Origin of the sequence: Mesorhizobium sp. M7A.F.Ca.CA.002.05.1.1 (assembly GCF_003998335.1) — a bacterium.
In the GTDB taxonomy this organism is placed as follows: domain Bacteria; phylum Pseudomonadota; class Alphaproteobacteria; order Rhizobiales; family Rhizobiaceae; genus Mesorhizobium.
The window spans coordinates 1-24,020 of the sequence record NZ_RZQI01000007.1 but is presented as its reverse complement, the minus strand read 5'-3'; the positions used below and the strand labels follow the sequence as shown (position 1 = coordinate 24,020).

Sequence of the window (24,020 nt, the reverse complement as noted above, 5' to 3'; positions counted from 1 at the left end):
CTGTCAGTGTTTCAGCCACAGCCATGCTTGCCAGAAAACCATCGACATTCCAGCCGCAACGACCCGTCTACGAGCCTTCGCTGCTCAAGCTGCCGGCCGTTCCGCAGGCTGACCTTGACGTCCATCCGATCGACTGGAGCGGGCTAAACGCCCGTTTCATGAACCCCGGCGAACTAGAGGTGCTCGTAGCGCTCGCGCGATCGGTTGCGCCCAAGGTCGCCATCGAGTTCGGCGTGAATGAAGGGCGCACTGCCAAGGCATTGCTGCGCAACGTTGTGACGATCGAGCGCTATGTCGGCATCGACGTGCCGCAAGGCTACGTCACCGACAAGATTGTGCAGCGGCGTGAGGTTCCACAGCAGCCGGCGCACCTGGCGTTGGACGATTCGCGCTTCCGGCTCCTGATCGCGCGCCATGGTTCGCACGATCTCCTGATCGACGATCTTCCGGAATGCGACTTCGCCTTCATCGACGGCGATCATGGCGCGAGGGGCGTCATGCAGGATCAGTTCCTTGCGCTTAACCGTGTCCGCAAGGGCGGGATGATCGTTTATCACGATTACCATGCTCGCGGGACGGTCGACGTGCAGGCTGTGCTTGAGGAACTCCATAAAAGCGGACGGCGACTAATCCAGCATGTCGAGGGGACGTGGCTGGCTTTCATGAGGGTCTGACCATGTGGGTTCGCTTCACTGGTGACTTCGACTGGAAGCCAACGCCGGCCGTGACAATCGCCTATCGTGATGGGATGTCGGTTTCTGTCACTACACGATGCGGAGCTGCGGCGATCGATGCCGGCAAAGCTGTGCGGCTACGCAAGCGCGGTAAGTTCTCTGATCCAGAGGTGTCAGATGAAAACGACAACCGGCCAGCTTAGGGAAAACATCGCATTCGACAGCCGCGGCCCGTACTCCGGTCCGGATGACGGCAATACCGAAGGACCGTTCGAAGAGCGATTCATCGTGTCTGCCCGGCGTCAATATCTTCGCGGCACTGAGACGGTTATGGCGGCGCGTCTGGAAGGACGCCAGCCTGTCCTGCTCACGGTCAGGGCCAACTCGTTGAGCAAGCAAATCACCACAGACTGGCAAGCCAGGGATGTGCGATCCGGTGCTTGGGTCGGCACTAAGTGGACGGGCATCACCTACGCCATCAAGGCGATCAATCCGACTGAGGATCGCGCATGGATCGACATCTTGGTGGAGAGCGGGGTGGCGTCATGACCTCAATCCTCCGGCTCGCCAAGTTGCAGCGCAAATTGACAGCATTACCTAAAGTCGCCCGCGACATGATCCGTGCGGCGATGGAGAAACAGGCCGACATCATCGTCGCCATGATGAAATCGCTGGTGCCTGTCGACCGCGGCGAACTGCGCGATAGCATCGGCTGGACCTGGGGCAAGGCACCGAAGGGCAGCTACGTCGTCGCGGTGGTCAAAGCATCACTAGGCGGAGATCTGACGCTGACGATCTTCGCCGGCAACGAGGTTGCCTATTACGCCCGGTGGCAGGAGCACGGAACGCAGGAGATGCCGGCGCAGCCGTATTTCTTCGTTTCGTGGCGGGCAAACAAGAAAGGATCGTCTCGGGCGATCCGCGCGGCAGTGAATAAGGCAGCAAAGCAGGTGGCGGCATCATGATTGACGCTTCCTACGAATTGCAGATCGCCATTGTTGCTAGGCTGAAAGGCTTCGCCGACTTGGTCTCGCTGATCGCTGATCGCGTCTATGACGAGGTGCCGCGCGACAAGGCAACAAAACAAGTCACGGCTGATTTCCCATACGTCGCCTTCGATGGCGATCAGGTGCTGCCGAACGATTTCGACTGCATACCGGGATCCGAAATCTACTTCGATATGAGCGCCTGGTCGCGCGCGGTCGGATCGGCCGAGGTCAAGAAAATCGCCAACGCGGTCAGGCTGGCGCTGCACGAGTACGAACTACCGCTGACCGAAAATGCGCTGCTGTCGTTCGAATTGTACAAGCGCGACGTCGTCCGAGATCCGGACGGCAAAACCAGCCGCGCTCGGCTCACGTTCCGGGCCGTTGTCGAGCACGACTAGCCCAGCCTCACCTCACCCCTGAGAAACCCGCTCCGGCGGGCGCTATTGCTGCCATCAAAGGAGACATCAAATGGCTGACGCAACCACCCTCAAAGGCGGCAAGTTCCGAGTTCTTCTCGGTGACGGCGCCTCCCCGATCGTCTACACCGCGCCGTGCGGCTTTCTTTCCAAGTCGATGACGCTGACCAAGGCTCTGGAGGAATTCAGCCTCCCGGATTGTGTCGACCCCGACAAGGTGGCTTGGCTCGGACGCGACGCCACCAGCCTATCGGTGACGATCAGTGGCGAAGGCATTCTCGCCAACGAATCCGTTGAGACGTGGCTCGATGCCTGGGAGAACCCCGACAGCATCCCGGTGAAAGTGGAGATGGAATTCCCTGCGAAAACCATCACGTGGACCGGTTTCATGCATGTCGGAACCGTGACCATGGGTAACCCGTCCAAGAACGGTCGGGTGACCAACAACGTCGAGATGTCGAGCGACGGTGAGCTGGTTCGCGTGGTGACCCCGTAAATGAGCCGCGACGCCAGGGTGACGCTGGACTTCGCGGATGGGACCTATCCCTTCCGCGTCGGCTGGGGCGAATTCGCCGAGCTTCAGGAAAAGACCGATGCCGGTCCGTTCGTGGTGCTCGGTCGTCTCATGGATCGAACCTGCAGAACCACCGACATTTCGAACGTGATACGGCTGGGTCTGATTGGCGGCGGCATGGAGCCAGCGAAGGCTCTGACGCTGGTTCGATCCTATGTCGAGGACCGCCCGCCGGCGGAAAACCTGCCGATCGCGCAGGCCATATTGATGGCGGCGTGCATGGGCGCTCCCGACGAGGCAGGCGAGCCTAAAAAAAAAAGCCAAGAGGATGAGGGCGTCACCCTAGACGATCTGCCAAACGGGAAGGTCCGCTTTGAAGTCCTATACGGCTACGGCCAAGTCATGGGCTATTCACCGCAACAGGTGAACGGCATGAGCATCTGGCAATTCCATGCGGTCGTCGAGGGCTTCCGGAAGTCGCAATCAGGGTCAGACAGGCAGCTTTCCGAGGCCGACAAGGACGCGTTGTGGGACTGGCTGACCGCGGACGCCGCACCTATCATCGGGCTTCAGCCGAAGGTGCCGTTCAACCCAGTGGCGCTGTTGCCGGTCGAGCGGCTATTTTCCGTCGCCTAATGCCTCAAGGTCAGCTTTGTCTTCAAGCAAAAGGTTCTCGCAATCCTTTAGATTGATGGACGCGTCGAGCGTGACCTTTCCGGCCTGGAGGTCGCGATCGAGGTTGGTGACATCGCGAACCGTGAACCGGCCACTTGGTCCATATAGGTCCAGCAGTTGGACTTGGCGGAGGGCCATATTTTTCGCTGTCCTATACGTGCTCCCGTGTCCACGGCAAGCGTAGTGCAGCTTCATCGAGTGAAGGTAAGCGCCCATCCATCGGTCAGCCTGCTGCGGCGTCAGCGTTGATGTCAGACCGGCAATCACGAGCAAGGTAGAAAACATGCGATCCTCCCAAGAAGCTGGCCACTTCTATGCCAGCAACTGACCTCGAAAAGCTGGTTGTCCAGCTTTCGGCCGATTTCAAGGCCTTCGAAAAGGGCCTCGCCCGCGCGAACGGGATCAGCAATTCGCAATTTAATGCTATCGAACGGCGCGCCCGTCAATTTGACAGCCGTCTGAACAGCATCGGGAAGAGCGCTGCCCAAGGTCTTCTGGCGCCGCTGTCCGGCATCGGCACTGCACTTGGCGTTAGGGAGATTGCTCAATATGCGGACGCATGGACGGCGGCAGGGAACAAGATCCGCGCCGCAGCAACATCGGCTGGCGTCTCGGCACGATCGCTCAATGAACTGAAGGCCGGGGCCAACGACGCGCGCACCGATCTCGAGACTTACGTCGACCTTTACGCGAAGCTTATCCGCTCGGCGTCTGGTGTTGCCAAGTCAGAGCAGGAGATCGCCGATGTCACGAACATCGTGTCCAAGGCCTTCAAGGCTGGTGGAGCGTCGGCGAACGAGCAAGCGGCCGGCATTCTACAGCTTGGTCAGGCGCTGGGTTCCGGCGTTCTGCAGGGTGACGAGCTGCGGTCTCTGCGTGAGAACGCACCGATCTTAGCGCAAGCGATTGCCACAGAGTTCAAGACGACAGTCGGCGGGCTGAAGGCTCTTGGCGCGGAAGGTAAGATCACTTCGGACCGGATTTTCCATGCGATCCTAGCTGCACAGAAGCCGATCGAGGCGCAGTTCAAGGTCACGAACGCGACGATCGCCGACGCCATCGGCCAGGTGAACAATGAATTCCTAGCCTATATCGGAAACGCGGATGCTTCCGCCGGCGCCAGCCGAGACCTTGTTGCCGCGCTTCAATATCTCGCCACAAACTTCAAGGGCGTTGCCGACGTCGTTGTCGAGCTCGCGACAATCATTATTGGAGCTTTGACGGGTCGCGCGATCCTCGGGATGGTGGCTGGGCTTGGCAACGCGGTCGTTGCCTTGGGAGCCTTCCTCACCGCCATGCGCGCCGGAACACTCGTTGCAGGCACATTCACGGCCGCTCTCGGCCCCCTTGGTCTCGTTGCCGGCGCCGCCGCCGCTGCGCTGTTCCTACTTTATGAAAGCCAGGGCAGCGCAAAAGGCTCGGCCTCAAACCTAAATGACGCGATCGCCACCAATGAGAGAGCGCTGAAGGGCGCGACCGACGCGACCTATGACCAGATCACTGCATTGCGGCAACTGATAGCCACCCAGGCGGAAGCCGCCCATGCTTCGGAGCAGGCGGCGCAGGCAGACTTTGACGCCGCCGTTCAAAGGAACAATACGTTCAAGCAGTACACGGGCATGGAGTTCACACCGTTCAAATACGACATCGCTGACGCCGAACAACGCCTTAATGTCTTCGGCGCTGCTGCCGACAAGCTTGACGCCCAGGTTGCCAAAATAAACAAGATCGCGGCCGGCAAGCCCAACGGCTTCGGAAACGGAAGCGGCGCCACGCCGACGCCGACGAAAGGCAGCACCCGCAAAACAGCAGACGACCGTTTCGACGAAGACATTCAGTCCGTGAAGGACCGAACCGCCGCACTGCTTGAAGAACAGAGCGCTCTAGGTCTCACGTTCAAAGAACAGGAAAAGCGCAAAGTCGCGTTGGACCTCGAACAAGAGGCCCTGAAGCAGGTCCGTGAGGAGGCTCGCCGCAAGGGAGACCAGGACTGGCAAAATGCGAAATTGTCGCCTAGCCAAATCAAGGCGATTGACGACGTCTCCGAAGCCTATGCTGACCAAGCCGATAAACTCCGCAAGGCGCAGGAAGCTCAAGACCTACAGAGGGACGTTCTAAAGGGAGTGTTCGGCGATCTGCGCTCGGCGCTCGATGACGGAAAGCTCGGTTGGGACGATCTGGCCAATGTTGCCCTAAATGCCTTGGACAAGATCATCGACAAGATCGAGGAAGATTTGATTGATGCAATCCTGCAGGCGAACAGCGCCAGCGGCGGCAGCGGCGGCTTGCTCGGCGGCCTTCTGGGCGCCATCGGCCTTGGTGGCGGCGGGGGAAGTGATCCTGGCATCATCTCCGCCCTCGGTCTTCGAGCCAAGGGAGGGCCGGTTACCGCTGGGAAGCCCTACATCGTTGGAGAGAAGCGACCTGAGCTGTTTGTGCCCCACCAGTCGGGCACCATCCTTCCAAGCGTTCCGAAGCTGCCGTCGATTGCTGGCGCAGGCGTCAGCCAAGCAATCAGTCTTAGCTTTGCGCCTGTCATCCAGATGCAGGACGGCGGTCAGGGCGATTCGGGCGAGCAGGTGACGGCCGCGCTGAAGAAATTCGAAAAGGAATTCACCCCGCGTGTGGTGAAGGCCATCCGTGAGGCCAAGACGACGGGGCTGATGCGATGACGGCGATTGCCCTGCCCGCCGTCGGCTTCCAGCATGCCTATCCGCAGCTGGTGGAATCGGTCTCGGTTTCGCGCTCCGGCACGCGCGCCATGGCGTTCGTCGAGTATGCCGACAGCTACTGGACCATCCAGATGCGCACCAAGCCGCTGAAGGCTTCGGAACGGCTCCTGGTCGAAGCGTTCAAGGATGCCAGCCGCGGCGGCTTGCAAACGGTGCTCTACACGCCCAAGCACATGTGCATCCCGCGTGCCTATTGGGGCAATGCCGGTGCCGCCGCGCTGGCCAATCCCGGCGCCCTGGCCTCGATCACCGGCAACTCGCTGCTCATCAACAGCGTCGAAAATGGCCTGACGCTCGGCGCCGGCGATCTGATCTCGGCGACGACAGGCGACTACAATGCGCTGTTTCGCGTCCAGACCGGCGGCGTCGCCGCTGGCAACGCGATCACCGTCACCGTCGAGCCGGCCGTGCCGGCCTACATCACGGCCGGCGCCGTCATCACGTTCAAGAACCCGGTCGCCAACATGCGCGTCATGCCGGGGTCGTTCTCGATCCCCGACGAGCCGAAGCCGGTTGCGACCTTTACCCTTGTCGAGATCCCGAAATGAGCTTTCCGACCCGCCTGCAGACCGTCCTGTCCGAAGGCAGAGCCGTCATCCGCTCGGGCATCAAGATCGCCTGCACGACCGGCACGTACGGCTTCTGGAACGGCAAGGGCAACATCATCGTCGACGGCCTGGTCTACTGGCCGAATTCGCTGATCAGCGTCTCCGAGCCAGTCTATGGCCTCGGCACTGCCGCATCGACCTTCACTGTCGAACTGGTCGCCAAGCGCGATTCCGGCCTGACGCCCGACAAGCTGCTGCTGATCGAGGATGAAGGCTACAAGGATGCGCCGGTGACGGTGTTCGACTTCTACTTCGATCCCGATGACCGCTCGTTTTTGCATGCAGAGCCCGGCGCTTACGGCTTCATCGATACGGTCGACCATTCCCGTGACAATGGCGAAAAGAAGCTGATTGCCAATGTGCGCTCCGGCGCCATCGCCAACCATCGCGACGGCTATCGCACCGCCAGCCATCAGGATCAGCAGCTCGTTTCGCCCGGCGACCGCATCTTCGAATTTGCCAGCACCGTGCGGCACGAGTTCTTCGACATCACCTTCGACTGAGGCAATCCTGATCATGCTCAAGCTCACCCGGTTGCCCGACTGGGACCGCCGCCTTGCGCGTCTGGTCAACCAGCACAAGTCGACACCCGGCGTGTGGGGCGTGTCCGACTGCCTGCTGACCGTCGCCGATGCCGTCGAGGCGATCACCGGCACAGATCCTGCCGCCGACATCCGTGGCAAATACAAGACCGAAGCCGGCGCTGCGAGGATCCTGCGCAAGCGCGGCTTCGGCGATGTCGAGATGGCGTTGGCCAGCCTGTTCCCGCCCGTCGGCCGGCTGATGGCGCAGCGCGGCGATATCGGCGTTGTCGAGCGCAACGGCGTGCTCTGCGCAGGCTTCATCACCGATCTCGGCTTTGCGGTGAAAACAGAGTCCGGTCTGTCTTTCGTCTCGCAGATGACCATCAAATCCGCATTCAAGGTCGGCTGACAGCATGCCGTTCCTGATCCCGATCATCGCGCCGCTTGCCAGCGCGGTCGGCCTTGGCGGCTTCGCTTCCTGGCTCGGCGGCTCGACCATCCTTGCCGGCCTCGCCCGCTTCGGCATCGGTCTTGCGGCGAAGTATGCCCTCGGCGCGATCTTCGGCCAACAGGAACCGCAGGCGCAGGCCGTCCAGCTCGATACGGTCTATGGCGAGGATCTTGCGCGCACGGTCGGCCTCGGCGTCTATGGCACCGCCGGCCAGAAGCTTTACCGCAATGCCTATGGCTCGGGAAACCGGTCCATTCAAGACGTCTACAAGCTTTCCGACTTCCGCATCACCGGCGTCACCCGCGTGCGTGCCGAAGGCGAATGGCGCTCGCTCGGCGGCGTCGAGGATCCGGTCAAGGGTTTCCGCGTCCAGGGCATAGACGGGGAAATCTGGGTCAAGGTCTATCTCGGCACCATGGATCAGGTGGCCGATGCCGGCCTGATCGACCAGGCCAATCCGCCCGGCCGCTGGAGCGAGGATCATCGTGGCGCCGGCATCGCCTATGCCGTCGTCACCATGCAGCTCGACCGCGAAAAGATGCAGCAGCCGTGGGAGGCCTTTTTCGAGGTGCAGGGCGCCCCGCTCTACGATTGGCGCAAGGACAGCACCGTTGGCGGCGGTGGCGCCCATCGCTGGAATGACCAGGACACATGGGAGTTTTCCGAAAACCCGGTGCTGATGGTTTACGGACTGGAGCGCGGCTTCTTCAACGGCACGGAAATGATGGTCGGCAAGGGCGTGCCGGCCGGGCGCCTGCCGCTCGGCGACTGGACGCTAGCCGCCAATGTCTGCGACGAAAGCATCGGCCTGCTGAAGCGCTATTCCGCCGGCGTCATCGCCGCGGCAGGATCCGGCGTGACCCACGACCAGAACATCCAGCCGCTGTTCGAGGCCTGCGCGGCGACGTGGATCGAGGACGCCTCCGGCGAGTTCCCGATCGTCGGTGCCGCGCAATCGACGGTGCTCACCTTCACCGACGACGACATCATGGTCGACGAGACCTTCCGTTTCTCGACCAAGCGCACCAAGTCGGAACTGATCAACACGCTGGCCGGCACGTTTCGCGATCCTGACGCCTTCTTCGAGCAGACGCCGTTCGCGGTGCGGATCGACGAGGTCGCTCTTGCCGAGGATGGCGAGCGCCTGGCAGTGGCCATACCATACGGCGGGGTCAACAAGGCGGAGGTCGCCGACCGGCTGGCCGACATCGCCTTCAAGGCCAGCCGGTTCCAGGGCAATGGCGATATCGTCATCCATCCAATGTTCCTCGCCGATGCCAAGGTCGGGCGCTGGTGCGAATGGGATTCGGCGGAGTTCGGCACCCGCAAATTCCAGATGCTGGAAAAGACGCTGGGGCCGCTCGGCGACAAGGGTGCGCGCAACATCCACCTGAAGCTGCAGGAAGTCGGCGACGAGATCTTCGACGGCACCGATTACACGACCGTGCCGCCGGTGCCGGAGCTTCCCGGCCCGCCCGACTATCAGACCGAAGCCGCCAATTTCCTCGCCTTCGGCGTAGCGCAGCAGGTCGCCGGTTCGGCGGAGAAAATCCCCGGCCTGCGCTTCACCTGGAATGCGTTCACCGACATCACCGTCGTGTCGATCGACATCGAATACCGGCCGCAGGGTCAGACCGACAGCATCGTCAAGCGCGCCAATGTGCCCGACCAGGTGCTGATCACCAGCGATGGCGTTCTGGCGGCGACAACCTACGAATACCGCCATCGCATCATCACGCGCCCGGTGCGCACGACGTTCTTCACCGATTGGGCAACCGTCGACACGCCGGCGGCCACGGTACCGGCCGTGTCGGTCGGCCTCGGTCAGGTGCAGGAAGACATCTACGATCTCTTCGCCACGCTTGTCGCCGATACGCGCGTCGCCATCATAGAGCGCATCAATCAGTTGGCCGCCGCCGCGGTAGATGCCGCTGGTCGCGTTGCCAAGGACAACTCGGTTGCCGTTCGCTTCCGCAATGCCACCGCCGCGGCGCAGCAGCTGCTCGAGGCGTCGATCACTGAGATCGACGATGAGCTTGTGGCGCTGGCAGCAGCCACAACGGCCGTCGAAGCATCGGTCGGCCTAATTTCGGCGGATGGGCTGTTCCAGCTCATTGCCACCGCCGGAAGCGGTGACGTGACCTCCCGCCTCATAGCGCAGGTACGCGCGACCAACGGCGACGTCTGGGTCGATGCCGGCTATGTCATGGAAGCCGGCTTTACCGGCGGCAATCCTTTGGCGCCGTTCTCGCGCTTTGTCATCAAGGCTGATCAGTTCGTCGTCACTGACGGAACCAACGACGGCACGCCCCTGGTGTTCGCAAGCGGCGAATTGAAGCTGCAGGTCGCGCGGATCGGCACGGCCATCGTGGAAGAGCTGCAATCCGCCAACGGCAAGCTGGTGATCACCGGCAACGGCACAGAAGCCAAGATCGAACTGTTCGCATGAGCACGCGCGGCTTCATCGGGCTCGACGGCAGCGGCGTGCCGATGGTCAAGATCATGGCCGATGCGTCCTACGATCCTTTGTCGACGCCGGACACGGATTGGGAAAAGCACCGCTTCAATTCGCGCAACACCGAATACAGCTACATCGACGACATCATCATCTGGCCGCGCACGGTCACGACTTACTATCCGGCCGGCTGCAACTCGTCGAACTATGTTCTCAAATGCGAGAGCGGCGGCTTCGTCTTCTGCCACGCGGCGCGGGCAATCGCCTATTACGGCTTCCTGCCGATCATCGAGCATCGCTACATCGATCCGACGAACAACAAGGCCAGGATCTATCGCGACGACACGTTGACCAACGGCAATCCCAATTCGATGGCCAAGGTCAAGCAAAACAGCGGCATTCGGACAACCTCGGCCTATGACAATCTGAACAACCATCCCGACGAGATGGTTTCGCAATTTGGCGCTGTGGCCAGTCCGTATTGCGCCATGTCGATCGTCACCCGCTTTCCCTGCGACCGGGACTATACCGCCCTGTCGACACCGCCCATCGTCGGCAACTGCTTCTTTGTGGTCGACGAGAAGCGCGGCTACGCGCGCATCTCTCGCGGCGCGGTCGATGCCAGGACGGCGATTGCCTCACAGTGCATCGTCCATGAGAATCAAAGACCCCTGACGATCGTCGCCACGGGATCGACGACGTTGACCGCTGGACAGACGCAGGTGATCGCCCTCGGCGTCGACGTGCCGGATGGTTCGATCCCCTATATTATCGGGGCGGCGGCCGGCAACATGGCGTCTTTCTCCTCACCCTCGAGCGCCTTTCTTGTCGATGCCTCGATTTCCGGAAACAACCTGACGATCGTCAACGGAAACGCCGTGTCGATCACGGTTTTCTACAATGTCATGGTCCAGAACCAGCAGGTGCCGACGACGGGCGGTTCCGGCAAGATCCTGTTCACCGATGAGGGCGAGATCAAGATGCTGCGCCCGGGCGCGGCCTCGCCACCGGTGCCGGCCGACATCCTGCTGTGGAGCGAATATCGTTATTGCCCGGTGGTCGCCTATGGGAAGGTGGCGGATATGCTGTTCTCAGGGACACCGGGCGTCTCGACACCGGCGCGAACCTACACGCTTGCGGTTCCGGCGCTGGACAATCCGCCCATCATCCTGACGGCTCTGCAGAAGGTCGGCGCCGACGCCAATTTCAACGACGGCGACATTCTGATCAACGCCAACTGGGCGTCCTCTGCATTCGGGGTAACGCTCCAGCTCACCAACTGGTGGGTCTACGACGCCGCCGCGCACACCATCACCTTCAGCGTCAACGACACGGCCGGCAGCCGCTGGGTGTTCCGCTACTTCGTCCTCGCTGTTCCCGACTAAAGGGCAAATCCAAATGGCATCAATCTATTCCACCGGCACGGTATCCGTGACGAACGGCAATGCAGTGGTCACCGGCACCGGTACCGCGTGGGCGCTCGGGCTTGTCGCAGGCGGCATGTTCACGCGCCTTGGCGTGGCCGTTCCGATCCTGTCCGTCACCGACGACACGCACCTGACGCTGGCCTACGCCTGGCCAGGCGCGACCGCTGCTGGGGCGGCCTACGCCATTGCGCTGGAGAATTCGAACGCCGCCGACATCGTCGACCTCAATCGCACGCTGTCGCGCGTGCTCGTGACGCTGTCGCTGGTCGGGGTTCACCCCAACGCCTCAGGCACGATCGCCGAGCGCGACGCCATTGTCCTGACGTCCGACGATGAAGGCTTCTTCTTCCTGCATGCCGAGATCGGCATCGCTTTCGCGTTCTACCGATGGTCCGGCACGGCATGGGAAGGGCCGTTCCCGGTAGCGGATGCGGCTGCGGGCGGTCCCGTCAGCAGCATCTCGCCCGGTACCGGAATCGCGATCGATAACACCAATCCCGCTATTCCCGTCGTCAAACTCGCCAACATGGCCAATGCCACCGTCAAGGGGCGCACGACTGCGGGCACGGGCGCGCCCGAAGACCTGTCCATGACGCAACTCGATCTGCTGCAAATCGCGGCCGGGAAAAAAAGAGAGAGGCTGACGGCAAGCCGAACTTACTTCGTCCGCACCGACGGATCGAACGGCAATACAGGCCTTGTGAACAATGCTGGTGGCGCATTCCTGACGCTGCAGAAAGCTATCGACGTCGTTAAGACTTTGGACCTAGGCGGCTTCGGCGTGACCATCCAAGTCGGCGCCGGGACCTATACCGCCGGCGTCAATGTAAACGCTCCGTTCGTCGGCGGTCTCGTAAGCGTCGTCGGCGACGCAATCACCCCTGCCAACGTGATAATTTCCACGACCTCCAGCAGTTGCATAACGGTGAGCGGGGGAGGCTCTGCGCTTTCGGTCTCGGGGTTGAAGCTCCAAACCACAACTTCCGGACAATGCCTGTGGGCAACCAACAAAGGCCAGATCACGGTTGATGGGAAAATGGATTTTGGAGCGTGCGCCGGCGGGCATATCCTTGCAGACAATGATGCGGCGGTAACGATCAACGCCAACTACAACATCACAGGATCGGCATCGAAGCACTGGTGGGCTGAAGCCTATGGCCTCGTGGCTTGCGTGGGCAAAACGATCACGATCACCGGCACACCAGCTTTCGGAACCCAGTTCGCGAATGCGTTCGGCGGCTTCATCAATGTGCCGGTAAACACGTTTTCAGGAAGCGCCACAGGGTCGAGATACAATGCTGCGTTGAATGGCACTATCAACACCAACAACGCCGGAACGAGCTATCTACCGGGCAGTGCCGCCGGCACAGGTACAAACCCCAGCGTCACACCATTTGGCCTATACAACTAGAGGCAGATATCCATGCTAACTGATCGCTTCTGGATCGTTGCCGACGACGAAAGCCGCTTCTGGTCGAGTGCTGCTGGGGCATATGTGAATTCTCTGCCCGAGGGCCTATTCCTATCAGCGGAAGATGCACTGTCATCTGGGTGCAGTGTGGCGGATCTCATAGCTGTCGTTCCCACGCGAATCGCCAGCGAAGGGGAATTGACAGACGTATTGGCCGGATTTGGGCTGCCTGGTCCCGTGGTTCGCGTCCCGGGCTCGGTCTCGGCTCGTCAGTTTAAGCTCCAGCTTCTTGCGTCCGGCCTCTTGGGCCAGGTCGAGGCATTCATCGCCGCGAAAGGGCCGGCCGTCCAAATCGCCTATGACAACAGTAATTCGTTCGTGAGAACAGAGCCGATGATGGCATCCGGCTTTGCCGCGCTTGGCTTCAATGATGAGCAGGTCGACGCGTTCTTCGTTGCGGCTGCGCAGATATAGTGTTTACTCAGCTGGCACCACAGACCCAGGGAGAGACGGGCTGGCTTGCTGACGTGGCTTTTGGCGCAGGATTGGCCGTTCGAGGCAGTAGTAGCTCACGGTGGCAACGGCGATGCAGAAAGCCATGCCTGCCAGGCAGCGAGTGCCATAATTCTCCGGGATTGAAGTCATTCGCAGCAATGACATGCCCTGCCCAAAGGCCCAGAGATGGAAGACATAGAGTCCGAAGGAAATCTGGCCAAGGTACGCGAGCGGGCGCCATTGTAGGACTGTACCAAGATTTTTGGCGTAGAGAGTCAGATGCAACAGTGATCCCGCGAACAGGCCAGCTGTTACAAAGGCAATTACTGAGCCTACGCTGGTATGAAGATCAGGAAGGGTCACCAGCCCGATAGCGCTGCAGGCGAAAGCCGTAGCGACCGTCCAGATAGGGAGCTTTTTCGTCACGCCCATTGCGATCAGAAGGCCAGCAATGGTCGATTCCGGCCTCAGCAACGGCGTCATGTAGATCGGCTGGATAGAGATCCCGCTCAGTGCAAATGCTGCACGGCCAACCAAGCAGATCGGTAGCGCGCAAAGCAACGCCATTAGAAACGCCCGCTTGCCGACCGCACGATAGACCAGAAATAACAGGGGCAGGATCAGGTAAATCTGGAACTCGTACGACAGGGACCAGAGATGCCCGGTGTTTGGGACGGACTTGGCGTGTTCCGGAAACCAGTAAATGAAATTTCCGACGAACGAGGCAAGGCCCAGGAGCCAGCCGTATGCGTCGGCGTTCGCCGACCCGTACAGGATCAACATGGCAATCGCGAACAGCATCATTAGGGGGTAGATGCGCAGAAGCCTTCGCGCGTAGAAAAGCGAGATGCTGATCCGTCCGGTTCTTGTTACCTCTTTTTCGAAGAGGCCGAAAAGCAGGAATGCCGACAGAGTGAAAAACACTTCCACGCCGATCCAGCCTTGCGCCTGAAGCATGCTGAGCGTCGGGTGGTCAGGTCCGGCCGAGAAGTGAAAAAAGAACACCATCGCAAATGCCAGAAAGCGTAAGCCGTCCAGCGTTGGATACTGCTGCGGTGCAGCATTTTGGTGCGAAGACATCTGTATTCCCCCGAGCGAAAGGGGCTTTTACATGCAACCAAAAGAAATCGCAATTCGGCAAGTTACGAAGGCTAGTTCGCCTTACGCAGCGCGTTGAGGATGATGTCGGCATCGTTCTGAGTGCCGCTCTTCATCACTTCCCACAATCCGTCGACATGAACGAGATGCCCGCCATCATAGGTTCTGATCTCGCCGGCGGCCTGCACCACGCTGTCTCGCATCGCCTGAGGTAGCTCCAGCCACGGCTTGGGCAGCGAAAACCAATCCCCTCGCGGTTCGTCGTATTTCATGCGCGGGCCTCCCGCCGCCGACCATAGTCAATCAACATCCGAAGGAAAACCCATGGACACTTCGTTCAAGGGCGCAGCGGTGCGCCTGCAAGACATAGACATTCCACGCATCGGTGCCGAGATCGGGGTTGGCGAGGACGAACTGCATGCCTTCATGGACGTCGAGGCGGCAGGATCCGGCTTCGATGCGGCCGGCCGGCCGAAGATGCTGTTCGAACCGCATGTCTTCTACCGGCTTCTCGGCAAGGGCATGAAACGGGATGCTGCGGTCAAGGCTGGGCTCGCCTATCCGAAATGGGGCATGAAGCCCTATCCCAAGGACAGTTACCCGCGCCTGGTCAAAGCGATGGCAATCGACGAGACGATCGCGTTGATGGCCGCTTCGTGGGGCTTGACCCAGATTCTCGGCGAGAACCATCGCGATGCCGGGTACACTTCACCGCAGGCGTTGGTGACGGCGTTCTTGGCATCCGAGGCCAACCACCTCGAGGCGACAGTGCGCCTCCTGGTCGCGTGGAAGATCGACGACGATCTGCGCGCGCATCGCTGGCCGGTCATCGCCAGGACTTGGAATGGTCCCGGCTACAAAAAAAATGCCTACGATACCAAGATGGCCGCCGCCTTTGCCAAATGGCAAAAGATCAGGGACACGCCATTCTCGCCAGCGGCGGACCCTGTTTCGGCTGAGCCGGTGTCGATCGCCGCGGTGGTGCCGGCCGTCGACAAGGCAACGGTTGAGCGCGTCCAGCAGCAGCTGAAGGATCTCGGTTATACAGAGGTCGGCGGCGTCGACGGCAAGGCCGGCGACTTCACCGCAGCCGCGATCCGCGCCTTCCGCTCTGACAATGGCCTGCCGGCGGGTGACGGCATCGACGACGAGCTGCTGCTGTCCCTGCAGAAGGCCAAGCCGCGGGCCATTCCCGCCGCGCGCGCGGATGCGCGGGCCGACGTCGTGCGTGACAAGGTGCCGGAGGTGAAGACGAACTGGTTGACCAAAGTCGGCGCGTTCTTCACCGGCATCGCGGCACTGATCGGCAGCTTCTTCGACGGCATCATCGGCAATCTCGGCGCCGCCAGCGGCTATATCCAGCCTGTCAAGGATGCTGCCGGCGACGTGCCTGGCTGGGTCTGGATGCTGGCGATTGCGGCTGTTGCCGGCGGGCTGTTCCTGGTCGCACGCCATGGCGAAGCCAAGGGCGTCGAGGCATTCAAGACGGGAGCACGGCGCTGATGGGCGTCCTCATCTCGCTCGTCGCCGGCTTCGTCGGTGTTCCCCGCCCTCTCGCCCGCATCATCGCGTGGGCCGTCCTGGCCGTCGCCGTCTCCGGCGCCGCCCTCGGCGGCTACGAACTCATCAAGCATTGGGGCGCCGACGAAGTCCGCGCCAAGATCGAAAAGGAGAATACCGATGCGATTCACAAGGGCGTTGACGCTCGCATGTCTCTTGACGAGTGCCTTGACGCTGGCGGCGTGTACGACTTCGGGCGTCAGCGGTGTGACGCCGCTCCGACAGGCCCTCGGTAACAGCCTCGCCGGCGCACAGGGCAAGACCCAAGCCGACCAGAACAAGATCGACCGCACGATGGCGCCAGGCTGCGCGGTGAAGCTCTATACGCGCGCCGAATGCGATTTGCACACCAAGGCCAGCGCTGCGCGCCGAGCGGAGCTCAAGACATGATCGTGCTGCGCATCGCTGGCGGCATCCGCGAGCATTTCGGGATGCGCGTCACCGAATGGATCATGACCGGAGCGCTGTTCGGCTGGTCCGGTTGCCTGGCAATGGATCCGCTGACCTTCGACCGCTCGCCGTCGATGGCTATCATCGCTACCTACGGCAATGAAGCGTTCTGGGCCAACGTCTGTCTCATGACTGCGCTGCTTCGGCTCGGGGCGCTCATCGTCAATGGCACCTTCAAGGGTTTCCGCTACTCGCCCCATTTCAGGGCTGGGGCTTCCATCGCGTCGTGCGTGTTTTGGGGTCAAATTGCGCTCGGCGTCCTCGTTGCCGTCCTGACGGCCGATGGCTCCGGCACCGGGGTGATCGTCTACCTCACCTTCATGACGATCGAAATGTGGAACCTTTTTCGGGCATGGGCTGATGTCGGTGCTTCGCAGCGGAGGCGTTGATGATCCTTGGCATTCCGGCCGAACAGTTGGTGCCGATCGCCAATTTCGTGGGATTGGCGTTGCTCGGCCTCCTGGCAATGCTCGGCCTTCGCTTCGGTCGCGGCACCGTCACGCCGGCGGAGCGCCAGGTCGAGGTCGCCGGCGCCCTCATCGACAACAGCGCGGTCAAGGAACTGGCGGCCTCGATCGAGGGCTACACAATGGAACTGATCGCCGGGCGCGCTGACAATGAAAAGCAGCGCCAGGCCATGTATCGGCTGATCGAAGTCGGCAACCGCTTCGTTGACGAGGTCGGGGACCTTCGCCGCGACATCGGCGACCTGGCAAAGGAGATCGCGCGATCGAAGTAAGGATCGCGCCCTGGAAAAGCCCGCCGTGCCGAAAGGTGCGGCGGGCTTTTGCGTCCTAGGCCTTGATGCTTGGAGCCGGCGGCTGTTCAACTGTCGAGCTCGAGTGGCTCATGGTCTTCCGTGACATGCCAGAGCAGCTGCCCGATATCCCTCATGTCGATCGCTTGTCCGCAGACCGGGCATATCTCAATCTCTGGTCCTTCGGTCACCGGCTTGCGGTCTACTGCCTTGAGACGGCCCGTTGGGCGGGGAAGATCGGAAAGCTTGGTCATCAACGACTCCGACATACAATTCGTCTAAAATACCCCGGAACCTTAATCAGCCTTCCGACTTGAATCGCGGTGCGGGGTATCGAGTATGAGTAACGCCGGAGACCGGCTGAAGTTCATCAAGCCACAGGAACCCGTCCTGGTGCTGGAGCCGCCGGTCAGCGACGACTGGATCCACGAAATCAAATATGACGGCTTCCGCACCCAGATCATCCTGGACTGGGCCGGCGCCCGTGCCTTCACCCGCACCGCCATCGACTGGTCGAAGCGCTACTGGCCGATCGTCACCGCTGCCGAGCAGCTGAAGGCGAAATCGTTCATCCTCGACGGTGAGGTGATCGCGCCCGAGCCGGACGGCCGGTCGAACTTCCACGCCATGCATTCGCGCATGGCATGGAACGCCGAGCTGCTCGCCTTTGTAGCGTTCGATATTCTGTATCTGGACGGCGAGGATCTGCGCCCGCGGCCGGCGATCGAGCGCAAGGCAATCCTGTGGGACCTGATCAAGCCGGCCGAGGGCATCATCCAGTACAGCCAGCACGTCGAGGGCGGCGGCGCCGAGTTCTACGATGCGGCTGAGCGAATGGGGCTTGAAGGCGTGGTGTCGAAGCGCAAGTTCAGCCCATATCGTAGCGGCGCCAAGGATGAAGCCTGGCTGAAGACAAAATGCTGGGACATCGCCGAACTGGATCTGATCGGCGTCAAACGAAAAGCCGGCGAGTGGACCGAGGGGCTGTTCGCGCGGGACGGAAAATATGTCGGCAAGGCCGTGATCGCCACCACGGATGCGATAAAGGACCGCCTCTGGAAACGGGTGCAGAAGGCCAAGGCAGCGCCGCCGCACGTTCCCACGGCACAGATCACGCCTGACGTCGAATGGGTCAAGCCCGGCATCAAAGCCAGCGTCAGGACGCTACGCGGCGAGCCCAAGCTGCGGCACGCCTCGGTGCAGGGTTTCCTCGACGAAGGCTGATGGGGCCCTTGACCGCAGTTGGGAATTTGTTCTTATTACGTTCTCATGGAACACGATCCGATCGACACGCTGGGCAAGGCGACCCGGCACAACATGCTTGTGAAGGCCGAATGCAGTTGCGGCAATGTCCGCTACATCAGGTCGGCCGACCTGATGATGGTCTATGGCGGCGGCGTCGATCCGCTGGCGCTGAAGTTCGATTGCAGCCGTTGCAAGCCACAGATCAAGATCACGCTGCTCGAGGTGCATCCGGAACACCTGCCGAAGCGCCTGGTGATCCACAAGCCGATGAAGGTCGACGGCAAGATTACCTGGTACACTGAACGGTTTCGAGGATGAGCGACTGGACATTCCAATCGCTGGTCGACGGGAACATGCAGATCACGGCGTATTGCCGCAACTGCGTTCATTACGCGGTGCTCGACCTTGAGGGTTTAAGAGACAAATACGGTCCGGAGGTCAAAGCGATGAACTGGAATCTCGCGCCGCGCCTGGTCTGCTCCAAATGCAGGGCCAACAAGCCGGAACTTCGCTACACACCCGACTCCAACAAGGTGTCAGGCATGGGCAAAGCAGTGGGGAATTCCTACGCAAAGGCCAAGGGCGATCGCTAGTCCAGCGGTTTCAACTTTGGCCGCTTTTGCACCAATTCGCCGTCGAAGAGAGTCGAAACCCAGCGTTGGTGGCTTTGCGGTTTTCACTGGCCTGTCACGCCGGAGGTCGCGGGTTCGAGCCCCGTCACTCGCGCCATTTCTCTCAAGGGTATCAAGCTCTTGGCTTCAGAGAAATGTCGACATTGATTGTCAAAAATATTGTCTTGCAAGAGACCTGAGGTCCAAGAGACCTGAGGTCACTCAGGTCCTTTCAGCCCTTGCCTACGCCTGGCCCTGCAAGATCACCCCCTCGCCAGCAGTGCCTCGACCTCCTGCAACGTCGGCATCGACGGTGCAGTCCCCGGTCGCGTCACGGAGATACCGGCGACGGCGCAGGCGAAGCGCACCGCTTGCAGCGGCTCCACGCCCCTCGAAAGTGCTGCGGCAAGCCCGCCATTGAAGGCATCGCCTGCCCCCGTGGTTTCGACCACCGGGCCGGCGCTGACGGCTGGAACATGGTCGGAGCGCTCCTTCGAGTGCAAAAGCGCGCCCTTGTCGCCGAGCGTGACGATGACCGTGCCGACCCCCTTTTTCAGCAGACTGTCCGCGGCGGCTCGCGCCTCGTCGACCGAGGACACCTTCATCCCGGTCAGTTCCTCCGTCTCGGTCTCGTTGGGCGTAAGGTAGTCGCAGAGCGTGTAGATGCGGTCGGGAAGCTTTGCCGCGGGGGCCGGGTTGAGGATCGTCGTCACCCCTGCCCCACGCGCGATCTCCAGCGCCCGCATGGCGGCTTCGATCGGCTGTTCGAGTTGGGTGACGAAGACGCCGGCACCGCCGATCAGCGTGGCATTGGCTTCGATATCGGCTGGAGAGATCAGCATGGCAGCACCGGGGCTGACGATGATGGCGTTGTTGCCGGTGGTCTCCTCGACGAAGATGTAGGCCGCACCGGTGTAGCTTTCCGGCGTATTGATGACGGCATTTTTCACGCCCGCCTGCGCCCAGGTCTGCCTCGCCATGTCGGCGAAGGGATCGACGCCGAGGCGGGTGAGGAAGGTGACGTCGGCGCCGAGCTTGCCGGCGGCAACCGCCTGGTTAGAACCCTTGCCGCCCGGCCCCAGCGTGAAGGATGTGCCGAGGATGGTTTCGCCCATGCGCGGCTGCCGCTGCGCCCTGTAGGCGGTGTCGGCGACGAACACACCCAATATGACGACAGGCTTCATGACGACCGGCTTGCCCGAAGCCATGCCGCTACTGCGCATCCGGCGGCACGACGCCCTTGCGAAAGGCGAAGCAGCCGTAGAAGCGGCGCTCACCTGTCTGGATGACGCAATAGGCCTGTTTGGCGCGCTCGTAGAAGGCATAGCGCTCGACCGCGATCATCGGCCACGACTTGCCCTCGGCCTTGTCGACCTCCCTTTGCACTTCGCTTTGTACGGGCGGAATTTCGTCGGGCTTGCCCACAATTTCCATGCGCGCGGCCGAGTCGTCGACGAATGTATCCAGTGGGTAGAGCGACAGCACCGCCTTGACCACTTGCGCCGCCGAGGCATCGATGCGCAGCACGCGGCCGAGCGCCGTCTGGCGCGCCACGGAATCGGACGGAAAATTGGTGTCGGCGATGATCAGATCATCGCCATGCCCCATTGCCCGCAATGCCTGCAGCACGTCGGCATTGAGCAGCGGGTTGATGCCTTTGAGCATGGTATTCCTCGTGAGTTGGGATCAGAGACGCTTGCCGGTCTCTGCGTCGAAAAGATGGATCTGGTCGAGCCGTGGCTTCAGCTTCAACGTATCGCCCGGCTTGAAGTCGTGACGCTCGCGAAACAGCGCCACCATCTCGCCTTCGCCGAAGCGCAGGAACACCAGCGTTTCCGAGCCGGTCGGCTCGACCACCGAAATCTTCGCCGGCACGCCGTCGGGATGAATTTCGAGATGCTCCGGTCGCACGCCATAAACGACGGCTTGCCCGTCTTGTGCGGCGTTGCCCGATGCGATCGGGAACAGCGTGCCCGCGATGTCGACACCGGGCTTGTCGCCCTTGCGCATGGTGCCCTTGAGCAGGTTCATCGACGGCGAGCCGATGAAGCCGGCGACAAACAGGTTGGCCGGTCTGTCGAACAGCTCCAGCGGCGCGCCGACCTGCTCGATGCGGCCGTCGCGCATCACGACGATCTTGTCGGCCATGGTCATGGCCTCGATCTGGTCGTGGGTGACGTAGATGGTGGTGGTCTTCAGCCTCTGGTGCAGTTCCTTGATCTCGGTGCGCATCTGCACGCGCAGCTTGGCGTCGAGATTGGACAGCGGCTCGTCGAACAGGAAGACCTGCGGATTGCGCACGATGGCACGGCCCATGGCCACGCGCTGTCGCTGGCCGCCGGAAAGCTGGCGGGGATAGCGCTTCAGATAGGGATTGAGGTCGAGGATATCGGCGGCGCGCTTGACCCGCTCGGCGACCAAGGCCGGATCGGTTTTCCTGAGCTTGAGGGCAAAGGCCATGTTCTGCTCGACCGTTTTGTGCGGATAGAGCGCATAGTTCTGGAACACCATGGCGATGTCGCGCTTGGCCGGCGGCAGATGATTGACGACGCGGTCGCCGATGGCGATCGTACCGGCGGAGACGGTCTCCAACCCAGCCACCATCCTGAGCAATGTGGACTTACCGCAACCCGAAGGGCCAACCAGCACCACGAACTGTCCGTCTGCGATATCGACGCTGACTTCGTGCAGAACCTTGACCGTTCCAAAGGCCTTGGCCACCTTGCTGATCGCGACTTGCGCCATATCTCCCCCATCGGCTCCATTAGCCGTAGGCGCAGAAGCTAACCAACGCGACCTGTCAGGGCAAGTCGGTCCCTTATAGATAAAAACCCGCTCTCGTTGACACGGCGTTGTGTTGTGAGAATAGTGGCAGGCGTTGGTCAAAATGTCGGTATCCGATCCGCAATCGGAACCTCAATCGACGCAGGGTGGGGTCCTGCCTAATTCGTTTCCGAAACGGGAGCATCTTTGGCGCTCCGGCGTCCGACAGTTGGCCGATTTATTCACACTGATGTTCTGGGAGGAATAGGCGATGAGAACGGGTCTTTACGACAAACTGGTTCGAGCCGGCGCCACAAGGCGCGACATATTGAAGGGCGCGGCCAGCATGGCCGCGATCGCAGCCGCATCCAGCGCCGGACTTGGCGCCTTGACGCGCCCGGCTTCCGCGGCAAGCGAATTGCGCACAAAAATCCTGCAGATCCCCGGCGTCGGCAAAGGCCAGCCGACGGACGCCGACTTCCAGAAGGTCGGTGAACTCTGCCTCGAAGCGACCAAGGCCAATGTCAAGGAAGGCGAATTCGCCGGCGTCGAGCTGACCTTCATGGGTCTCAACAACCAGAACCTGCACAATGTGCTGTTCCGCGGCTTCCTGAAGCCGTGGGAGACCTATACCGGCGCCAAGATCAACTGGATCGACCTGGCGCAGGCCGATTACAATGCCCGCCTGCAGCAGTCGATCGCGACCGGCACCGTCGATTTCGACATTATCGAAATGGGCGCGCCGTTCGAAGGCGATGTCTGCGGCAAGGGCCTGACGTCGGAAATGCCCGACTGGGTCAAGACCCAGATCGATTTCGACGATCTGGTCAGCTATCTGAAGCCGCCGGTCGGCACCTGGGACGGCAAGCAATACCGCGTGACCGTCGACGGCGACGCGCACAACTTCAACTACCGCACCGACGTGTTCGCCGATGCCGACCTCGCCAAGGCCTGGAAGGACGGCGGCGGCGAAGGTGAATGGGGCGTACCGAAGACCTGGCAGCAGGTTCAGGCGGTGACCAAGTTCCTCAAGGGCAAGAAGCTCAAGGACCAGGACGTCTATGGCTATCTCGACGCGCCAAAGCCCTGGGGCGGCTTCGGCTTCTATTTCCTCGGCAGTCGCGCCACCGCTTATGCCAAGCACCCCGACGACAAGGCCTGGCTCTTCGACGCCGACACGATGAAGCCGCGCGTCAACAATCCGGCCTGGGTGCGCGCCATCCAGGACGTCATCGACGCGCTGCCGTCCGAACCCGCCGACCAGATCAATGCCGATCCGAACACGACCGCCTTCCAGCAGTTCCTGGCCGGCACCGGCTCGATGGTCACTTGGTGGGGCGACGTCGGCTCCAACGTCAAGACCAACGACTCTTCCGTCGTCGGCGACGTCACCGGCTTCTCGATCCTGCCCGGCTCGGACGATGTCTACAATGCGAAGACCGGCGCCTGGGACAAGCTCGCCAGCGGCCCGAACTATGCGCCCAACTGCGCCTATCTCGGCTGGGGCGTCTATGTGATGGCCCGCGTCGATGCCGACGAAAAGAAGAAGAAGGCGGCATGGTCCGCCGCCGCCCATCTCGGCGGCAAGGACCTGTCGATCTGGACGGCGATGTATCCGTCGGGCTTCCAGCCCTACCGCAACTCGCATTTCGACATTCCCGAATGGGTGGCGGCCGGCTACGACGAGGCCTTCATCACCTCCTACCTCAAGTCGGAATCAGACAGCTACAACCATCCGAACGCGGCGATCGAGCCACGCATCCCCGGCATTTTCCAATACTACAGCGCCGCCGAGGACATCCTGGCCAACACTTTCGCCGGCAAGATGAAGGCGCAAGAAGGTGCCGACGCCATCGCGGCGGCCTGGGAGAAGCTGACCGATCAGATCGGCCGCGACAACCAGATCAAGCTCTACAAAGCTTCGCTCGGCATGTAGGCTGGCCTATGAACCGTGGTCCGGCGGCAACGCCGGACCACTTTAGACCGGCTCCGGCTCTTCGAGAGCCTTCAAACGGGCGAGATTTGTGGCTGACCAGACTTCGACCGCGAACCAGTGGCCGGCAGATGCCGGCCCTTCCGATCTGATCTCTCCAGGCCGCAAACGCCTTGGCTGGACGCTGATGGCCGTTGCGACGCTTGGCCTGCTGGCGACGATCGTGCTGGAG

General features: G+C 61.5%; 31 protein-coding genes. 24 read left to right on the top strand and 7 right to left on the bottom strand.

The annotated features are described in order from the left end of the window. The 7 genes from EN939_RS01110 to EN939_RS01080 form a co-directional block, all read left to right on the top strand. The coding region (locus tag EN939_RS01110) for a class I SAM-dependent methyltransferase (RefSeq protein WP_206528260.1) at positions 1 to 674 on the top strand (674 nt) is incomplete at its 5' end. A 2-nt stretch (positions 675 to 676) separates the two neighbouring features. Continuing rightward, positions 677 to 877, top strand: coding sequence for a hypothetical protein (locus EN939_RS01105; RefSeq protein ID WP_127266617.1), 201 nt, complete (start codon positions 677 to 679; stop codon positions 875 to 877). Continuing rightward, on the top strand, positions 852 to 1,223 hold the full coding sequence (locus tag EN939_RS01100; RefSeq protein WP_164748674.1) for a phage head completion protein: 372 nt from the start codon (positions 852 to 854) through the stop codon (positions 1,221 to 1,223). Before EN939_RS01105 ends, EN939_RS01100 begins: the two co-directional genes overlap by 26 nt. Next, complete coding sequence (locus tag EN939_RS01095) at positions 1,184 to 1,639, top strand: HK97-gp10 family putative phage morphogenesis protein (RefSeq protein ID WP_236383318.1); 456 nt, start codon at positions 1,184 to 1,186, stop codon at positions 1,637 to 1,639. The genes EN939_RS01100 and EN939_RS01095 overlap by 40 nt, the downstream gene beginning before the upstream one ends. Continuing rightward, the gene (locus tag EN939_RS01090; RefSeq protein WP_127266611.1) at positions 1,636 to 2,061 is read left to right on the top strand and encodes a DUF3168 domain-containing protein; all 426 of its coding nucleotides are present in this window, start codon (positions 1,636 to 1,638) and stop codon (positions 2,059 to 2,061) included. Before EN939_RS01095 ends, EN939_RS01090 begins: the two co-directional genes overlap by 4 nt. Before the next feature lie 70 nt (positions 2,062 to 2,131). After that, positions 2,132 to 2,575, top strand: coding sequence for a phage tail tube protein (locus EN939_RS01085; RefSeq protein WP_127266610.1), 444 nt, complete (start codon positions 2,132 to 2,134; stop codon positions 2,573 to 2,575). Continuing rightward, positions 2,576 to 3,229, top strand: coding sequence for a gene transfer agent family protein (locus EN939_RS01080; protein WP_127266609.1), 654 nt, complete (start codon positions 2,576 to 2,578; stop codon positions 3,227 to 3,229). Here EN939_RS01080 and EN939_RS01075 read toward each other — a convergent pair. After that, complete coding sequence (locus tag EN939_RS01075; RefSeq protein ID WP_127266608.1) at positions 3,212 to 3,553, bottom strand: hypothetical protein; 342 nt, start codon at positions 3,551 to 3,553, stop codon at positions 3,212 to 3,214. The genes EN939_RS01080 and EN939_RS01075 overlap by 18 nt on opposite strands. Before the next feature lie 29 nt (positions 3,554 to 3,582). Here EN939_RS01075 and EN939_RS01070 point away from each other — a divergent pair, with 29 nt between their 5' ends. From EN939_RS01070 to EN939_RS38785, 8 genes are read left to right on the top strand one after another with little or no spacing between them, the layout of a single operon-like run. Further along, entirely contained in the window at positions 3,583 to 5,940 is a 2,358-nt protein-coding gene (locus tag EN939_RS01070) for a tape measure protein (protein ID WP_127266607.1), read from the top strand. Next, a complete protein-coding gene (locus tag EN939_RS01065; protein WP_127266606.1) occupies positions 5,937 to 6,548 on the top strand; it encodes a hypothetical protein in 612 nt (203 codons plus the stop codon). Before EN939_RS01070 ends, EN939_RS01065 begins: the two co-directional genes overlap by 4 nt. After that, a complete protein-coding gene (locus EN939_RS01060; protein ID WP_127266605.1) occupies positions 6,545 to 7,111 on the top strand; it encodes a DUF2163 domain-containing protein in 567 nt (188 codons plus the stop codon). The genes EN939_RS01065 and EN939_RS01060 overlap by 4 nt, the downstream gene beginning before the upstream one ends. A 13-nt stretch (positions 7,112 to 7,124) precedes the next feature. Beyond that, positions 7,125 to 7,541, top strand: coding sequence for a DUF6950 family protein (locus tag EN939_RS01055; RefSeq protein ID WP_236383319.1), 417 nt, complete (start codon positions 7,125 to 7,127; stop codon positions 7,539 to 7,541). A 4-nt stretch (positions 7,542 to 7,545) separates the two neighbouring features. Next, complete coding sequence (locus EN939_RS01050) at positions 7,546 to 10,032, top strand: hypothetical protein (protein ID WP_127266604.1); 2,487 nt, start codon at positions 7,546 to 7,548, stop codon at positions 10,030 to 10,032. Beyond that, a complete protein-coding gene (locus EN939_RS01045) occupies positions 10,029 to 11,423 on the top strand; it encodes a hypothetical protein (RefSeq protein WP_127266603.1) in 1,395 nt (464 codons plus the stop codon). The genes EN939_RS01050 and EN939_RS01045 overlap by 4 nt, the downstream gene beginning before the upstream one ends. A 13-nt stretch (positions 11,424 to 11,436) precedes the next feature. Beyond that, on the top strand, positions 11,437 to 12,876 hold the full coding sequence (locus EN939_RS01040; RefSeq protein WP_127266602.1) for a hypothetical protein: 1,440 nt from the start codon (positions 11,437 to 11,439) through the stop codon (positions 12,874 to 12,876). A 12-nt stretch (positions 12,877 to 12,888) separates the two neighbouring features. Next, entirely contained in the window at positions 12,889 to 13,350 is a 462-nt protein-coding gene (locus EN939_RS38785; protein WP_236383320.1) for a hypothetical protein, read from the top strand. Positions 13,351 to 13,353: 3 nt separating this feature from the next. On the opposite strand, the gene EN939_RS01030 is transcribed toward EN939_RS38785, so the two are convergent. Continuing rightward, positions 13,354 to 14,451, bottom strand: coding sequence for an acyltransferase family protein (locus EN939_RS01030; RefSeq protein ID WP_127266601.1), 1,098 nt, complete (start codon positions 14,449 to 14,451; stop codon positions 13,354 to 13,356). A 71-nt stretch (positions 14,452 to 14,522) separates the two neighbouring features. Beyond that, positions 14,523 to 14,741 carry a hypothetical protein gene (locus tag EN939_RS01025; protein WP_127266600.1) on the bottom strand — a complete coding sequence of 73 codons (219 nt, stop codon included), beginning with the start codon at positions 14,739 to 14,741 and terminating at the stop codon, positions 14,523 to 14,525. A gap of 52 nt (positions 14,742 to 14,793) precedes the next feature. On the opposite strand from EN939_RS01025, the gene EN939_RS01020 reads away from it, so the two are divergent. The 5 genes from EN939_RS01020 to EN939_RS01005 are packed head-to-tail and all read left to right on the top strand — an operon-like array spanning position 14,794 to position 17,218. After that, positions 14,794 to 15,972: an N-acetylmuramidase domain-containing protein gene (locus EN939_RS01020; RefSeq protein ID WP_127266599.1), complete on the top strand. Its 1,179-nt coding sequence runs from the start codon at positions 14,794 to 14,796 to the stop codon at positions 15,970 to 15,972. Continuing rightward, positions 15,972 to 16,265, top strand: a complete 294-nt coding sequence (locus tag EN939_RS37845; RefSeq protein ID WP_164748669.1) for a hypothetical protein — start codon at positions 15,972 to 15,974, stop codon at positions 16,263 to 16,265. The genes EN939_RS01020 and EN939_RS37845 overlap by 1 nt, the downstream gene beginning before the upstream one ends. Next, positions 16,237 to 16,419, top strand: coding sequence for a hypothetical protein (locus EN939_RS01015; RefSeq protein WP_236383321.1), 183 nt, complete (start codon positions 16,237 to 16,239; stop codon positions 16,417 to 16,419). Before EN939_RS37845 ends, EN939_RS01015 begins: the two co-directional genes overlap by 29 nt. After that, complete coding sequence (locus tag EN939_RS01010) at positions 16,416 to 16,868, top strand: hypothetical protein (protein WP_127266597.1); 453 nt, start codon at positions 16,416 to 16,418, stop codon at positions 16,866 to 16,868. Before EN939_RS01015 ends, EN939_RS01010 begins: the two co-directional genes overlap by 4 nt. After that, positions 16,868 to 17,218 carry a hypothetical protein gene (locus tag EN939_RS01005; protein WP_127266596.1) on the top strand — a complete coding sequence of 117 codons (351 nt, stop codon included), beginning with the start codon at positions 16,868 to 16,870 and terminating at the stop codon, positions 17,216 to 17,218. Before EN939_RS01010 ends, EN939_RS01005 begins: the two co-directional genes overlap by 1 nt. 86 nt (positions 17,219 to 17,304) lie before the next feature. On the opposite strand, the gene EN939_RS01000 is transcribed toward EN939_RS01005, so the two are convergent. After that, positions 17,305 to 17,490, bottom strand: coding sequence for a hypothetical protein (locus EN939_RS01000; protein ID WP_127266595.1), 186 nt, complete (start codon positions 17,488 to 17,490; stop codon positions 17,305 to 17,307). A gap of 85 nt (positions 17,491 to 17,575) precedes the next feature. Between EN939_RS01000 and EN939_RS00995 the strand changes: the two genes are divergently transcribed. From EN939_RS00995 to EN939_RS00985, 3 genes are read left to right on the top strand one after another with little or no spacing between them, the layout of a single operon-like run. After that, a complete protein-coding gene (locus tag EN939_RS00995; protein WP_127266594.1) occupies positions 17,576 to 18,460 on the top strand; it encodes an ATP-dependent DNA ligase in 885 nt (294 codons plus the stop codon). 45 nt (positions 18,461 to 18,505) lie between these two features. Next, a complete protein-coding gene (locus tag EN939_RS00990) occupies positions 18,506 to 18,799 on the top strand; it encodes a hypothetical protein (RefSeq protein ID WP_127266593.1) in 294 nt (97 codons plus the stop codon). Next, positions 18,796 to 19,074 carry a hypothetical protein gene (locus tag EN939_RS00985; protein WP_127266592.1) on the top strand — a complete coding sequence of 93 codons (279 nt, stop codon included), beginning with the start codon at positions 18,796 to 18,798 and terminating at the stop codon, positions 19,072 to 19,074. The genes EN939_RS00990 and EN939_RS00985 overlap by 4 nt, the downstream gene beginning before the upstream one ends. A gap of 281 nt (positions 19,075 to 19,355) precedes the next feature. On the opposite strand, the gene rbsK is transcribed toward EN939_RS00985, so the two are convergent. From rbsK to EN939_RS00970, 3 genes are read right to left on the bottom strand one after another with little or no spacing between them, the layout of a single operon-like run. Next, the gene (rbsK, locus tag EN939_RS00980; RefSeq protein ID WP_127266591.1) at positions 19,356 to 20,300 is read right to left on the bottom strand and encodes a ribokinase; all 945 of its coding nucleotides are present in this window, start codon (positions 20,298 to 20,300) and stop codon (positions 19,356 to 19,358) included. Between the two features lie 4 nt (positions 20,301 to 20,304). Continuing rightward, the gene (locus EN939_RS00975; protein WP_127266590.1) at positions 20,305 to 20,757 is read right to left on the bottom strand and encodes an RbsD/FucU family protein; all 453 of its coding nucleotides are present in this window, start codon (positions 20,755 to 20,757) and stop codon (positions 20,305 to 20,307) included. Positions 20,758 to 20,778: 21 nt separating this feature from the next. Further along, positions 20,779 to 21,837, bottom strand: coding sequence for an ABC transporter ATP-binding protein (locus tag EN939_RS00970; protein ID WP_127266589.1), 1,059 nt, complete (start codon positions 21,835 to 21,837; stop codon positions 20,779 to 20,781). A 289-nt stretch (positions 21,838 to 22,126) separates the two neighbouring features. On the opposite strand from EN939_RS00970, the gene EN939_RS00965 reads away from it, so the two are divergent. Beyond that, positions 22,127 to 23,791 (top strand): ABC transporter substrate-binding protein, encoded by a 1,665-nt coding sequence (locus EN939_RS00965; RefSeq protein WP_127266588.1) that lies wholly within the window; start codon positions 22,127 to 22,129, stop codon positions 23,789 to 23,791. Positions 23,792 to 24,020: the final 229 nt, after the last annotated feature.